This window comes from Marinobacter sp. L-80, from assembly GCF_056859395.1.
In genome coordinates this window covers 46,572-61,457 of the sequence record NZ_JBSXOI010000064.1, presented here as the reverse complement: position 1 = coordinate 61,457, position 14,886 = coordinate 46,572, and the positions used below count along the sequence as shown (strand labels likewise).

The 14,886-nt window shown below is 53.9% G+C and carries 13 protein-coding genes; 7 read left to right on the top strand and 6 right to left on the bottom strand.

The annotated features are described in order from the left end of the window. Window position 1: 1 nt before the first annotated feature. Window positions 2–628, bottom strand: a complete 627-nt coding sequence (locus AC13E3_RS10250) for a tetratricopeptide repeat protein (RefSeq protein WP_136630742.1) — start codon at window positions 626–628, stop codon at window positions 2–4. Next, complete coding sequence (locus AC13E3_RS10245) at window positions 625–2,820, bottom strand: ATP-dependent helicase (protein WP_482902022.1); 2,196 nt, start codon at window positions 2,818–2,820, stop codon at window positions 625–627. Before AC13E3_RS10245 ends, AC13E3_RS10250 begins: the two co-directional genes overlap by 4 nt. 103 nt (window positions 2,821–2,923) lie before the next feature. On the opposite strand from AC13E3_RS10245, the gene AC13E3_RS10240 reads away from it, so the two are divergent. From AC13E3_RS10240 to AC13E3_RS10215, 6 genes are all read left to right on the top strand, one after another. Continuing rightward, the gene (locus tag AC13E3_RS10240) at window positions 2,924–3,400 is read left to right on the top strand and encodes a lytic transglycosylase domain-containing protein (RefSeq protein WP_136631012.1); all 477 of its coding nucleotides are present in this window, start codon (window positions 2,924–2,926) and stop codon (window positions 3,398–3,400) included. Further along, complete coding sequence (locus AC13E3_RS10235; RefSeq protein ID WP_482902021.1) at window positions 3,400–4,113, top strand: hypothetical protein; 714 nt, start codon at window positions 3,400–3,402, stop codon at window positions 4,111–4,113. The genes AC13E3_RS10240 and AC13E3_RS10235 overlap by 1 nt, the downstream gene beginning before the upstream one ends. Next, window positions 4,110–4,736 carry a hypothetical protein gene (locus AC13E3_RS10230; RefSeq protein WP_136631010.1) on the top strand — a complete coding sequence of 209 codons (627 nt, stop codon included), beginning with the start codon at window positions 4,110–4,112 and terminating at the stop codon, window positions 4,734–4,736. Before AC13E3_RS10235 ends, AC13E3_RS10230 begins: the two co-directional genes overlap by 4 nt. Before the next feature lie 515 nt (window positions 4,737–5,251). Further along, window positions 5,252–6,643: a group II intron reverse transcriptase/maturase gene (gene ltrA / locus AC13E3_RS10225; protein ID WP_482902020.1), complete on the top strand. Its 1,392-nt coding sequence runs from the start codon at window positions 5,252–5,254 to the stop codon at window positions 6,641–6,643. Window positions 6,644–6,857: 214 nt separating this feature from the next. Next, window positions 6,858–7,454: a hypothetical protein gene (locus AC13E3_RS10220; protein ID WP_482902019.1), complete on the top strand. Its 597-nt coding sequence runs from the start codon at window positions 6,858–6,860 to the stop codon at window positions 7,452–7,454. Window positions 7,455–7,461: 7 nt separating this feature from the next. Then, a complete protein-coding gene (locus AC13E3_RS10215) occupies window positions 7,462–8,040 on the top strand; it encodes a hypothetical protein (protein WP_482902018.1) in 579 nt (192 codons plus the stop codon). A gap of 34 nt (window positions 8,041–8,074) precedes the next feature. On the opposite strand, the gene AC13E3_RS10210 is transcribed toward AC13E3_RS10215, so the two are convergent. From AC13E3_RS10210 to AC13E3_RS10195, 4 genes are all read right to left on the bottom strand, one after another. Further along, window positions 8,075–9,502 carry a hypothetical protein gene (locus tag AC13E3_RS10210; RefSeq protein ID WP_482902017.1) on the bottom strand — a complete coding sequence of 476 codons (1,428 nt, stop codon included), beginning with the start codon at window positions 9,500–9,502 and terminating at the stop codon, window positions 8,075–8,077. A gap of 42 nt (window positions 9,503–9,544) precedes the next feature. Next, window positions 9,545–12,124, bottom strand: a complete 2,580-nt coding sequence (locus AC13E3_RS10205; RefSeq protein WP_482902016.1) for a type IV secretory system conjugative DNA transfer family protein — start codon at window positions 12,122–12,124, stop codon at window positions 9,545–9,547. 8 nt (window positions 12,125–12,132) lie between these two features. Continuing rightward, on the bottom strand, window positions 12,133–13,257 hold the full coding sequence (locus tag AC13E3_RS10200) for a secretion/conjugation apparatus DotM-related subunit (protein ID WP_482902015.1): 1,125 nt from the start codon (window positions 13,255–13,257) through the stop codon (window positions 12,133–12,135). A gap of 143 nt (window positions 13,258–13,400) precedes the next feature. Continuing rightward, entirely contained in the window at window positions 13,401–14,024 is a 624-nt protein-coding gene (locus tag AC13E3_RS10195) for a hypothetical protein (RefSeq protein WP_482902014.1), read from the bottom strand. 80 nt (window positions 14,025–14,104) lie between these two features. On the opposite strand from AC13E3_RS10195, the gene AC13E3_RS10190 reads away from it, so the two are divergent. Further along, the gene (locus tag AC13E3_RS10190) at window positions 14,105–14,866 is read left to right on the top strand and encodes a DNA/RNA non-specific endonuclease (RefSeq protein ID WP_482902013.1); all 762 of its coding nucleotides are present in this window, start codon (window positions 14,105–14,107) and stop codon (window positions 14,864–14,866) included. Window positions 14,867–14,886 lie beyond the last annotated feature (20 nt).

Here is a 14,886-nt window from a genome sequence, read left to right as displayed (position 1 = left end):
CTTAACGCCGGCAATTTCGGATTCTGGGGCCAAGCATTTGTTTGGCTCCATTGTGATTTTTCGAGGCGGCCTGACACAGGAATCGCATGGATGCCTGAGGGTTCTGGTCCGCCAGCATGCGCCCCAGCTTGAACGAGGCGTTCGTGTACCCACCCCGGGCGGCCATCTGATAAAACCGAAGGGCGCCATTGATATCACGACTACCGCCGACGCCCGATTCAAGCATTGCGGCGTAATCGTGCTGGGCAATCGTCAGTCCGGTCTCAGCTGCTTTCCTGTTCCACTCACGGGCTTCGTTGAAATTGATCGGGATTCCTTCGCCTCGGTAGTGCATGCTGGCGAGATTATGCATGGCAGCCGCCTGGCCTTGCTCAGCTGCTTTGAGGTACATGTCGTAAGCTTTGGATGCGTCTTTGCTGACACCAAGGCCCCGAATATACATGACCCCCATCAAGAGCTGCGCGTCAGCATTGCCGTTATCAGCCAACGGCCGGGCCAAGGTAAGGGCCTGGCTATAGTTGCCGGATTTCAAAGCATTCGCCGCTGATTGAATATCCTCGTTGGCGAGTGATTGCTGGGTCCCTGCGAAAAGAACCGCAAGCGCGGCCACCATTGCTCTCAGAGTCATGACTGAATGCCTCGTCGCGTTGGTGGTTGGCCGCCTTTATTTGGCATGCACATCATAACCGTCGCATTGAACTTGCGAACCATCTTGTTGAAGTTCGGGTCTCGCTGCATCGCCTCGAGGGCATCCGGGTCAATCTTGCCTTTTCCGGGGCGCTGCTTGGGTGCCGCATCCGGATTCTGGATCTTGATAGGCGGCAGCCTGGAGAATGCCGGGTTTTCCGTCAAACCGCTGTCCAGACGGGATGTGGACGTCACAAGATTCACATCAAACAGGAACCGGCACGGATCTGTATTGATGATCTGACTGCCCTGGCGCCGGCGCCGAGCCGATGACAGGTGCAAGTAGTCCTTGGCCCGGGTCATGGCGACAAACAGGATTCGGCGCTCCTCGTTAAGGTCTTCCTCACGATCCACGTTGCCCCCTGGCATTGCCTCGTCATCAACGCCAACACAAAAGACGATTGGAAACTCGAGGCCCTTGGAGCCATGAATGGTCATCAACTGAACGGCCTCGTCGCTCTTGCTTCGATGTGCCGTTTCCATCAGAGCAAAGCGCTCAAGGATGTCACGGGAATCCATCTCACCAGAAATCATGCGTGCGACTTCCGCAGCTACTACGCCCAGTCGTTCCTCTGACTGCGCGAGCCGGTCATTATCTTCGCGGTAGTCGGCCGTGATGTAGTGCTCGCACAGATGATCAATGACGGCTTTTACGTCATCGCCTTTGGATTCATAGGCATGCTTGCGGAGCAGGGTGAGCTGATCGATCAAGCTACGAAGTTTCTCTGCATGCACTCCGCCTTTAGAGATCAGCTTGTCGACAGCATCAACCACCTCACCGCCAGCATCCGCCAGGGCGGCCTCAAAAGTGGATTCGGTCACCCCCAGGGAGTAATTCTTCACCAGACGCCGATAGGCCAATTTGTCCCAGGGCTGCCAGGCGGCTCGCAGGAAGGCGAGGAGATCCCGAACATCTTTGCGCTCGAGCATCGCTTTATCGTTAGCCACAACAACCGGGATGTTGTTTGCCATGAACACTTGCTCAAGGGCCCGCTTGGATGCGTTCTTGCGATAGAGGATAGCCATATCCCCGTAGCCGTACCCGTCCTCCTTGTACTGGAGCACCTTCTCAACGATCGCGTTGGCTTCCTCGTAGTCGTTGGCATACTGGCAGTAGTAGTCCTCATCCTTGAACTCATGGGCCAAAGGATCCTCACGCATCGCCTCAAGATCACGGTCATGAGCGATACGATCAGGCATAGTGCCGGTCAGTCGATTAGCCAACCTCACAATATGGGGTTGAGAGCGGTAGTTTTTGTTGAGATTCACAATGGTCGATGCCTGGAAGGCATTGAAGAACTGGTCAAAGATCGAAGGCATGGAGCCGCGGAACAGGTAAATGGACTGCTTGGGATCGCCAACCACATACAGATTGCCGTGCTCAGCAGCCACCGCTTTCAGGAAGCGGAACTGGATGGCGTTGGTGTCCTGGAACTCGTCCACAAAGATATGCTGGAACCGGTTAGCAAGAGACTTCCGGATCCAGTCGCACTCGGTCACTGCTTCTGCACCAATGGTCAGGATGTCATCGAAGTCGATAACGCGATGACTGCGCAGCTCACGGTCGTACAGCTCCCAAAGCTTCAACGCACACGAGTAAAGCTCAAACTTGGGATGGTTGGGCTTGAGGCCTTTTTCCAACTGCTCACGGCCGTACCCCCAGTTCTTGGACAGACTGACTACGCTACCCAACTCTTCAACAGAGACAGAATTCTCATCCATGAAGCTCAGAACATCTGAAGGCAGCTCTGGCTGGATTCTTTTCAGAAGGGCAGAGCGATCATCTGGGTTCAGAATGGCCCACTCACCACTCAAGCCACGACGCTGCATTGGCGGACAGTCCGGAAACTCTTTCAGCACATGCTTGAGGATCTGGCTGTGCATGGTCCCACAGGCAACCCCCTCTGCATTCGGGCCAACCTCTTTGACCAGCCGCTTCTTCATCTCTGATGCGGCCATGTTCGTGAAGGTAACCAGCAGAATGCTATAACCCGGAACCCCCTCTGAGCCAATAAGGCGGGCGGCACGGCCAATGATCACTTTTGTCTTGCCTGATCCTGGCCCAGCAACGACGGCCAAAGGCCCGAAGGGAGCCTCTACTGCCTGTTTTTGCTCGGGGTTGAATTGGGTCACAAGTCACCTGTGTAAGAAGTTTATCGAGTTTCTTAATCAATGTTGTCTTACGGTAAATAATAACTTAAAATTGCCGAAAAAGCAAGGTGATTAGGGCTTACCGATGTTTGATCTGCCAGTCATTTACAACGAAAACCCACATCAAGAACAAGTTATCAATCAATGCATTATAGAAGTTGCCGAGGCCTACAAGATCGACCCTTTGCTACTTCGAGCCATCCGTGAGCATGAACGTGGAGATGTTGGCAAAAAGAACCCCAACACCGATGGCACATGGGATCATGGTCCTTTCCAGATTAATAATGTCCATGGCCCCGACCTGGAAGTGTTCGGCATTACCATGCACCAGGTTATGTATGACCCATGCCTAAACACAGCGGTTGCCGGCTGGCACTTGCGGAATAAGATCAACGAGAACGACGGCAACATCTGGAAAGGTGTTGCTTGGTATCACAGCAAGACAGAGCACCTTGGGACAATTTACCAAGAGCACATCATGAACAAGTATCGGACACTTCAGCAGATGCAGTTGAAGTTGAATGGGCGAGACACCCGACTGGCAGACAGAGGCGAGTATTAATGCGACCGTCACAGGAGCAGTGGGAAATCCGGCAAATGCTTCTCGATCGCCTCGAAGCGAATCCAGAAGCTATTAAATTGTCCATGGGTGAACAGCTCACCGGGGCGCCGGTTCAGAAAATGGAGGCAGTCACCGTGGCGCTCCATGAATTCAGCCATGAGCTCTCAACCTACAGCGATGAATGGAATAAATCTCAAGCTGTTTCGGATCTGAAAGAGCAGTCCCGTGCCTTGAGTGAGGTCGATCTGGTCGACGATCCGGATGCCCCTCTGAAAGCACTCGTTGCAGATACCGCCCGAATGACCGCCAGCCTTTCTCAACTCGATGAAAATCAAGCCGGTCGATTCGTTAAAAACTTCATGGATAACAGTCGTGGGGTGTTTTCAGATCCCCGGGCCCAAGATGCTTTCCGTGGGAACTCCGCTCCTCAACAGCTTCTGCGTGACACAGCTCAGACCTTGATTAACGGATTAAACGATGTGTCCAGTCAGATGCTTGGAAAAAAAGCAGTTACGACACTGCAGAAGACGACGCAGTGCAATGCGGAAATGAATCAACCTCGAAGTGCCTTCGAGCTGGCCAACAACCGGTCCTTCGACCTGGAGCGCCAGCAGAAGGCAGACCCTTTTGCGCATCTCAGAAACAAGGAAGTGAAGATCGAGCGCAACGAAGAATCCAATCTCGACTATTCAGCGAAGCTGGGACCAAAATGATTAAACTACTGACCGCCGTAACACTCAGCCTGGTAACGGGTCTTGCTGCCGCTCAGACAAACCCTGAGCAGGAGCTTTATTACCACCCCGAGGGTAAGAAACAAATCATCTCGGTAAACGAGGACTACGTACCCTTGGCCGCCTTCCTTCAGCGGATCAAGCACGAGAACGATACGTTTTTCTATGAGCCGGGACTGAACATCAACAAGCCGATCAGCTTCAAGGGCGAGCGCTATCAGGACGATGCCATCAATTACGCACTGTCCCAGGCCGGCTACAATGTGAAGCGCCTGGCAGCGTATACCTACTACGTCTATGACGGTGAGCAGCCAGCCATACTTGGCCAGACTGAGGCGGAGCAATACGTTGGTAAGCCTTACATGTCACTGCCCAACTATCTTGCCGATATCCTTTTCATTATGTCGGCCGACCGCGGATACCGCATGCTGTGGTCTCCAAAGCTCAATCGGGAGCACTACTACTTTAACAACATCACTGAATTTTTCGGTGAAGATTTCAAGGAAGACGTCAAATATCTGGAAGTCATCGCTCAACAGCAGTGGCCGGAAATCGATATTGAGGTGAGAGAAGATCTGAAGCTCATCATGGTCAATCATCGATAGAGCAGCCAATGTAAGCGTTGAAAGCCGGGGCTCAGCCCCGGCTTTTTTGTTGTGCGCCAGGCATGGCGCGTAGCGCCTTGACGGCGCTGTTCCGGTCCAGGTGGTGCTGACCGGATGACTTGGGGGTGTAAGTCCCCTGTGGGCCCGGCAAGGGGAACCACTAGCTGGACGGCAAGGGTGTCCACCGCGAGGTGGAATCTGAAGGAAGCCGCAGGCAAAGCACTGGCCTGACGAACAGGAATCGCATAGGAGGCGGTCACACCGGGTGAGACGGCAACGATCGTCGAAGCCCTGTACTTGCACAGAAGGTGTGGACGTAAATGCGGCGGGCATAAGTGTGAAGATCACGCGTCTTACCCTGGGAAGTCTGGCTCTCTGCCACGGTGCTACTCACCTCGTGAGAGGTGGGGATGGGGAGTCAGAACTCAGCAGAGGTCATAGTAGGTGCGTTACCGCGTACTGAAGGGCCGAACATGGTTGGCCGCTATTAGGCGATGAGTTCTCGTGATGTGCTTATGAAGACAGAAGCGACCCGGATGGGTCAGGGCATTCAGGGAGGCGTCGGACGGTATCCGGCAGAGACTGGAGCCCGTGTCGAGGCAGACGCGGGGGCTCATTTGTGGACGAACGCGGAGCCGAACACGCTGATGGAACAGGTGCTTGAGCGCCCGAACCTGATGCGTGCGTATCAGCGGGTGGTGTCCAACAAGGGTGCCGCTGGCGTCGATCAGATGCCGGTTACTGCCCTGAAGGGCCACCTGCAACAGCATTGGCCAACGCTGCGCGAGCGGCTGTTGGCCGGAGACTACTACCCTCAGCCGGTACGCAGGGTCAGTATTCCCAAGCCGCAAGGCGGCGAACGGGTGCTGGGTATTCCGACGGTACAGGATCGCCTGATCCAGCAAGCGCTTCATCAGGTGTTGAGCCCGATGCTGGAGCCGACCTTCTCGGACCACAGCTACGGGTTCCGCCCCGGGCGAAGCGCCCATCAGGCGGTCAAGGCGATGCAGCGACACATCAGTGATGGCCACCGCTGGGTGGTCGATCTGGATCTGGCCCAGTTCTTTGACCGGCTCAACCACGATGTGCTGATGGGCCTGCTGGCCCGTCGCATCACCGACCGACGGATACTCATCCTGGTCCGACGCTATCTGCAAGCCGGCATGCTCGAAGGTGGGCTGGTCAGCCCGAGACGGGAAGGGACGCCGCAAGGCGGCCCTCTCTCACCCTTGCTCTCCAACGTGCTCCTGACCGAGCTGGACCGGGAGTTGGAGCGCCGGGGGCACAGGTTCTGCCGCTACGCGGACGATTGCAACATCTACGTGAGCAGCAAAAGGGCCGGAGAACGGGTCATGGCCAGCATGACCCAGTTCCTGGAAACGCGCCTGCGCTTGAAGGTGAACACGGCGAAAAGCGCCGTCGACCGCCCTTGGCGTCGGAGCTTTCTGGGGTACAGCGTGAGCTGGCACAAGCGACAGGTAAGGTTGAGGGTTGCACCGAAGAGCCTGAAGGCTTTTATGACCAAGCTGCGACCATTGCTGAAACGATCCCGAGGGCAGTCGCTTCCAATGACCATCCGAAACCTGAACCCGGTACTGCGGGGCTGGGCGAATTATTATCGCCTGACGGCCTCGAAGCGCCCGATGGAAGCGCTGGATGGCTGGATACGCCGACGGCTCCGCTTGATCTTGTGGCAGCAATGGAAACGACCCCGCACGCGGGTACGCTGTCTAATGCGGTTGGGTCTGCCAGAGCCGAGGGCCTGGATGGGTGCCACGAATGGCCGCGGACCCTGGTGGAACAGTGGCGCCTCTCACATGAATGCGGCGCTGCCCAAAAGGGTGTTCAACGGTCTGTCTCTGGTAAGCTTGCTGGATACGATGAATCGGCTTCAGAGCCAACCATGAACCGCCGTGGTACGGAACCGTATGCCCGGTGGTGTGAGAGGACGGGGGAGGTAACTCCCCCTCCTACTCGATTCAGAGCCTGCCAAACCTTCCTTACTACATTTGCAAACCGCTTCTTTTTTCTGTGAACTTTTTATTTTCTGGTATTGAAAGGTACACCAACCAAGGTGTAATATTGCCAGTATAGGTGTATTTTTTGAGGGAGTCACTACGGATGCCAAGTAGAACCAAAGATCACTACCTTCCGGCCCCGGTCAGCAAGGCCAAGGATCGGAAGCTGATTAGCCGCTGGGTGGAGTTCGGTGCGGACAACCACGGCTATAGTCAGCAGAAAAGCATCGAGATCATGAACGCACACTTCAAAACATCCATGCGGCCCTGGCAGATTATCCGGTGGAGGTCACCAACAACCAAGGCTGATGAAGAACGCGCTATCCACATCGATGTTGTGGAGTACATGGCCCAAAACGGTGGTATTGCCCAAATCTTCAAGGCAAACAACGTATCGGAAGACCCAAAGCTTCAAAAAGAGCTGGCCACGATCTGGTATCACCCTCAGGCGCTCATTCAGGCCTCAATCAAGGCTGTTGTTGAGCAGCGTATGTCGAATCAAGTAAAGGACGAAAAGGGCGTGAATCAAGCGGCAAAGGCCGTTGTGAGCACGCATGCTTACGTCGCACAGCACCTGGATATCATCCTTGAGTGTCTGGGCGTTGAGTTCAATAAAAAAGGTCTATCAGAAAAGAAAAAGGCGGCAGTGGCAAGCGAGATCTACTCAATCGTAGGATTTGATTTTTCGCCGTCGAGGTAACTGAACCATGTCTGACAAAAGTCTCATTCAAGCAACCGAAGAGATGCTGGGCCGAGAGCCTCCCCAGCCCCGAAGCGAGCGCATCGCCGAAGAGGAGCGGGAAGAAGTAGCCGCAGAAGCGATCGCACGCTCAAAGGCCCGCATTGCGGCCGAGAAATCCGGGGCAAGCCCGGAGGAAGTCGCTCGTGCTGTTGAAGAGGCTTCTTCAGGCAATAGCGTCTCGAGCACTGACACCTCCTCGTACACCGTTGCCGATACACCGGATCCGCTGGTAGATATGCTGCAAGGTGGGCGGGACGAAGCAATCATCGGCGCGAGCATTGTGCTGGCTGTCCTGGTGATTGGCCTTTCGCTGATCGTATTTCGGCTTTCACGTCGGAACAAGCGTATGCGAGAGAGCTCCGTGTTCTCCACCGAGGTACTTGGTGCAGTAGGAAAAAACGAAACCGTTCTGTGGTTTCACAGAAAGTCCAGCAAAGGAAAGGAGTATCGCGCCTTTCTGAAGGATCTCCGCAAGCTCGCAAAAGAGCACGAGGAGAAGAGTGGGGTAGAGTTCACCCTCACTGAAGGATGGCGCGACAAGTAACTCGATAGGTCTGTAACTGAAACCGCGGCGCCTTTTATGGCGCCGCTTTCATTTCTGCAGTTTGGGCTTGCTCGGGCTTCTTCTCAAAGCGGCCTGACTGCGGAGAGAACTCGAAACCTTCTGGCAGTGCAAATCCATTGACCACCAGCTGGTTCTGGCCGTTGATAGCCTCGCAAGTGGCCGTGAACTCACTTCCTCGGGAATCGCGTACGCGGTAGCTTTCGCCTTCAACCAGAAGTTCCATGTCAGTGGAGTACTCACGGTTGGTCCGCATGTTCTTGTACTGATCCGCCAGCGAGAGGTCGGCACCATCCAACTTCAGTGGGTAGGAGAACGAACCTTCTGGATCAACCTGCATCGGGTGACCCATGGCCGGACCCACCGGGTAGGCTCGGGCCAGAAGGTGATTCTGGAAGTCGCGAGTTGTGGCAAGACGAAGTGCCATTGGGTAAGCGAGGGTAGCCCCTGTGCGCTTGTCCATGTACATCTTGCGCAGAGTGTCGATCTGAGCGGGCCGTGAGTACGTGTTGTTGCCGCCGGGACCGCAACTGATTCGCTGTGTTGGCACGATATCAACGGTATACCCTTGCCCCTGGTACTGCTTCAGCAGACGGCCACGGTCCATCGCATAGAGGTAACCCTGAGAAACCTCTTTGGCTTCTTGGGTTGCATTGCCTTTGCGCCAGGCATAGCCCTCGCCACTCAGCCCTGGAACAATTCGACCACCCTCATCTGTTACGCGCAGGATGAAGCCGCCCAGACGCCCCTGGTGGCTATACCGGTCAACCGCGTGCTCCATGGCTCGCTCAATGTTCTTGATTCCGCTCAAAGGCATGCTGACCGTTTCTTCCGGATGAAGCATGACTGCTCGGAAAGCCGGATCTGTTAAGTCGTCAATGCGACGGGCAACGGTCTTCAATTCTTCTTGAAGCTTCTTGCCGGAAGGGGAATCGCCGGCAGCGAAGAGCTTTCTGTTGATCGCCTTATAGGATTGCTCCAGCTGGGTCAGCTCTGACTTCTCAGTTGGAGACAACATGTGACGCTTGTAGTCGATCTCCATATAGCCAAGGCCGAATTCTGGCGCCAGGTTCTGAGCGTTTTTACAAATGACTGAGCCCCAGCCAGCCCGGAAGTGCGGCATATCGTCTTCATAGCCAACAAGGAAGCTCTGCTGAAAAAGGATCTGCCCCTGGGGATTATCCGGGCCGTTGTCCGGCGCATGCTGACATGCCATCGGGTTGCTGTCGCGGGTATCCGCAAAGCGTGCAATCGACGGTGTATGATCGACATCATATTTCGAGCGAAGCTCATCCATGACCGCTGTGGAGGGCATTGAAACCTTGATAAGGCCGCCCGATGGGTCGCTAGCGATCACGTAATCATCAACATCTTGGCCGATCACGTATTCCTGCGGGTACGCGACGACACAAACGCCGTCCTGTTCCTGAAGGGACTCTGCCATTGTTCTGCCTCCAACCAAATAGTAAAACTTATTTTATATTTACTAGCGGAGTCTATCAAGACCTTTCAGCTTAGATTTTAACCGATCAGCTTCCGAGCGGACTTCTTCCTTAGCCCGCTTCTCCGGTACAGGCTTAGCGGGATACTTGTGAGATTCCTCAAGACGCCGGTAACTGCGCTCTGCACTTTCAGATGATTCGCTATCGGACAGACCCATAGCTTTTGCGCTGTTTTCGAAGTGGTTCTTAGGATCGGCTATCGCATCGGTCTGGTCACCCGCTTTAGCCTTTACGACGTTACGGATAGCGCCTTTGAACGCATTCTCATAACCAACGCCACCGGCCAGTCCGCTGGTACCGGAACTCGTTGTTGAGGTAGTTTCAGTGTCAGTCTCGCCGTCAGCGGTTTCTGACTTTTTGCGTTTCTGCGCCTCAAGAGCCTTCTTCCGAGCTTCTGCCTTCCTCCGCTCACGATCTAGCTCTTCGGCTTCTGCAGGGTCACTCGGCACCTTACCAACGGGCGTCGGCTTCTTGGTGGCAGGTTCCTCTTTGGTTGGAGCTGGTTTTGTTGCACCGCCAGCCGCCAAACCTTGCAGGACCTTATCGCCGGCCCGGGTCTTGGTTTCCGGCTCTGCTACGTGACCAAACTGACCTGTTGATTGGCGCAACCGAATTCCAATCATTCCAATACCAATGATCGACGACTTGATCATGGAGTTGCTCTGCAGTCTTGCTGAGCGAATGTCCTTGATCAGGTTTTCAAGATGCTCCGGGACTGGTGGCGCTTTAGACGGATCCGGAGTGAACTCACCTGAGAAGAGGCCGGACATCCGCTCGTTCATAACCTTGTACTGCTTGGCCCTGGTAACTTTGGGCGGGAATACCGGCAAGAATTGGTTCAGACGTGCTTCCGGACTCTTGGCCGCATCAAAGAACATAGTTTGACCGCGGTAAAGCTGATCACCCCACAGAAAATGTGCGCCACCTTTTTCCTGGGCCGCAAGGTCTCGAGGGCTGATACGGTTGCGATCGGAGATAACAATATCGCCCTTGTCATACACTTTATTGAAGGCTGAACCACGCTCTCGCTCTGAGCCCTGGGTCTGGGAAATACGCGCCACGCCAGCACGTTCTTCGAAGTATTTGGCGGTTTCCTCTGGTTCTTCACACTTCATAGCCACGCTGAAGTTTGTGTTGGCCATGATGGATCTGTACTCGGCCTTCGCCCCCTCATTCATCTGCAAGCTATTGATATCTTGGAAACCATAGCACACCCAAATGCCCAAGCCCCTGCACTGAGCGGCGACGGCGGCGAAGCCACGTATAGCATAGTAACCATATTCATCAAGAACCATTAGGAAGGGAACTAATGCGCCGGATGGTCGCGCTTCTACGAGATAAGAGCGCTCACCCTCCACGTCTGAACCCAAGGCAGGCGTTAATGCGGCCCGGATTTGAGAAATGACCAGTCGACCCAACCCGGCCAGAGCGTCCGGCGTCTTGGCCAAGGCCGGCAACATGACGAAGAGCACCCGGCGATTGTAAATAACGTCTTTCATATTAATTTCCCCGACGATGGGGTTAAAAATATGACCGTACGTGTTGTTCAATTCTCCAAGTATTTCAGTTAGTTGCATCTGGAGGTATTGGTTCTGCTCATTTGCCTTTTCGCTGGAGGCATCCTGAGCCTCAATGGCATTCATCGTCATGCCCGGAAGGTCGTTCAGATAGGCCCGAAGCCCACCTTTGGTGTCTTCATCGATATCTTCGCGATTAGCGAGCTCAAGAATTTTCGGCAAGGGCAGGTAACTGGTGAACTCGCGGATATTGAGCGAAATCTTTTTGCGATTTCGAAGGCTAACCAGGGCGCGCATGATGTTGTAAACCAGGACCCTGGCTCGCCCCTTCCACATCTCAGCGTCGCCCGAAACGTCTCTCATCAACCCCGAGACAGTCTCTGCAAGCTCTTCGGTGGCACCAACAGCCATGAAGTTGTTGGTATTTGACAGGCGCCGCCTCATGTTACGGAGCTGGACGCTCTCGCGCCCACCCGTAAGGAAGGACATGAGTAGCAGGTCTTTCTCTCGTCGCAATCGCCGCATCAAGTCGAACAGAAGCCAGAATGATTCGACATCCGCCTTACCATCGACGTATAAAGCCCCTGAACCCACCAGGAGCGCCAGATAAGTTAGGGAAAGCAAGTATCTCGTTTTGCCCGAGCCGGTGCTTCCACACACCATGAAATGCGTCCTGACAGCATCATCACTCAGCCAGAGATAACGGCGTTTGCCACCTTCCATGTCATAACCAACTGGGAATATTCCACTACCAACGGTTTTTTCTTTACCGGTAATGGTTCGTTTCACAGTTTTTGGTTGTTCGAGGGCCCAGGGCTTCGCCTTTTTCCGCGTAATAAGCCAGAGAAGGAAACCGGTGAAAACCCAGAGTTCGTTAAGCGCGGGCAGGGTTAAGGGGAGGATCGCGAACAGGATCATCCAAACGCCGCCAGAATTACGGAGGGTATCAAGCACTCGCATGCTGATAGGCCGTATTTCGCGCTGCAACAGGTTCTTGCTTAGATCTTCGTTGCGCTCAACGCCGTGTACGCCAATTACACCTGACATCTAAATGTTTACTCCATGCCGCCGTCGCCTTGTGACTCAGCGATTTCTCGTGCGGTCTCGCGATCCAGCTTCAGATAGCGCTCAAGGCTTTCCACGGCCTCAGTCACTTCTGGCTCGGTAATACGGATGCCAACCAGATCCTCCATGTCCTTGTGGACATAGGGGCCGGCTGCTTCAATCCACGGGGTATCTCTTCCTACCGAATCAAGCGCCCAGTACAAAGTCCGATCGCTGTCCATGATAGGGAGAAGATCATCGTTCATGGTCACAATCCCGACGCGCTTAGCCTCCTCGAACATCGACATAAGGAAGGTCCGAACGAAACCATGTTTTTGCTCCAACCTGAGAATCAGAGCTTTAACCTCTTTCTTCGGTACCTTCTTCTCCAGCTTTTTGCGGAAGTAATTGAACGCTTTTCTCTCGTCCTCAGAGAAATCCTTGAGAGTTGTTAAGGGAGGACCCATTTGGGCCTCAAATGCTTTTCTGGCAAGACTCTTGTCGAAGGCCGCAAAGAAATCTTTGGTGTCCGGCTCATATATGGGTCGGCATGCCTTCAGTTGTTCCGGAGTAAGAACCTTCTCGAGCCCTGGTGGTGGCTTCATTTCTGCAAACTCGAACACCTGCAGTGGCATTGCAAATCGATTATCCGCACCTGGCGTCGGGTCCCACTTGATGGACTTACCAACGGGGCTATTTTCTTCGATGTACCGAAGATGCGGGAAAATAGGGGACATCGATTTCAGTACACTTTCGACGGTTAACTCCGGGCCCGTGGCGCCTTTACCTGCCCGTACTCTGTTGATACCAATTGTTAGGAATAGTGCCGCCAGCAGGATTCCAAAGTTCCGGCCGTAATGCTGGTCGATCTCCCACATCGTTGAGACGAAGAGATCTTTTGAGGGAGTGTTTTTCAGGAATTCGAGAAGTTGGGGAAGCTCGCTTGCCGGTGGTCCAATCAAAGGAATATAAGCAGTCGCTGAATACTGGTAGTAACGAAGCACACGCCAGACCAGGATCATCTGGTCCTGCAGCGCCCACATAATGAAAGCAACCATTCCAACCAGCATGGCCAAAATAATCACGCCGGTTAAAAAGGTATTGGTTTTGTCGATGCGGTTTTCTTCTTGGGCCACAAAGATTTCTCAGCAAAGAAATTTACCGAGAAAATATAAATCAATTAAAGTTTCAGGGCAAGTTGCTGGAAAGAAAGAGAGGATTTAACGTGAAAAAAGGGAGGCTCCATGGGGGAGCCTCCAAGTCGCCTCGGTAGTGCTTATCAGTTAATTCGGGCCTCAAGCCGGCACAGCTTGTTTGATTCGTGGTGTTGGGTGGCAATGGCTGATGCAACATCGAGTGAACGCTCGGCCAGGTCGGCTATCTCACTCTGCTCAATGGTGCACCATGGATATGCCTTCGACCAGCATTCCAGCCAGTAGCCATAGTAGGCGCCATGGTGCATGACATCCTCAAGCAAATGGCCTCCAGCAAAACCAGGCTGGTCAGCGTCATAGATCGTCGCGTTGCGGTACCCGTGTTCAAAGTCGGCTGCAGAATGCTGCAAGGGAACGGGGCCAGAGGTGTGAACAATACGGTAAACAGTAAAAGGATTATTGCAGGCCAGACAAACGCCGGTGCATTCAGATAGGAAGGTTCGCCCAGCCGTATGACGGCGCCGAATTTCCCGCGAAAAGGAAAGGCCAGCCAGCTCCAGCTCTTCGGAAGACTCAAACGTTGAAGTCTTGAAGACGTTCTTCATTGCTGGAAAATTCTTAACCCGCACCTTGCCGGTGTTGATCTCAACCCTGGAGGAAACCATGACCTCTGTGCACGAAGGGCACACGATCTCGGAGACGTCTTTTTGAGTTGGATTGCACATGCCTGCCACCTTTATGTAAAACAAGTTTTATGTTTTAATGAATCCTAAATGTAAAACTTGTTTTATGCAAGTCCGTTTTCCCAAAAATTTCTGGAGCCCCATCAATGCTTGTAAGAATTGTTCTTCTTGTCGCGCTTGCCAGTGCCACCATTGGCGCATCCGCCAGCGAATCGTGCCCGACCAATATGGAGCTCGGGAACCCAGGCGGTAGCGACCTGACGCTTTGTCATGACGGGTATGCAGTGGGCTATAGCTACCAGCACAAGATTCCGGTCTGGTGCGCTTACTGGATTGAAAGGGAAACGGTGGATGTGAATGTTGAGCGGCAAGATCGATTCGTCGAGCACCCCCAGGTCCCGAAGCAATACTCATCTTCACGGTCTGACTATTCGAAAAGCGGGTATGACCGGGGTCACTGCGCACCAAGCGCTTCTATCGACTACAGCGCCGAGGCCAACCAGGAGACATTCTTCTACACAAACATGTTTCCTCAGAAACCGGGGCTCAATCGTGACATGTTTGGTCACAAAGGCGCGTGGGGATATCTGGAGAACGAAATCAGGGATTGGGCCCGGGAGCGAGATCAGGTCTATGTCATCAGCGGGGCACATGTGGGCGAGGGCGCCCAAACGATTGGTGATGGCGTCCGCGTACCAACTCATTTCTACAAGGTGGTTATTTCACCAATTGGACCGGAGGTAATCGCCTTCTGGATTCCCCACAAGGAAGACGCCAAGTACGAAGTCGTCAGCTACCTCACCAGCATCGATGACATTGAAAGGAAGACGGGGCTAGATTTCATGTCCCTGCTCGAGGATTCACAGGAGAACGACCTGGAGTCTCGGATCGCGGACAAGCTCTGGTGACCAATTCTAAGCAAGACTTG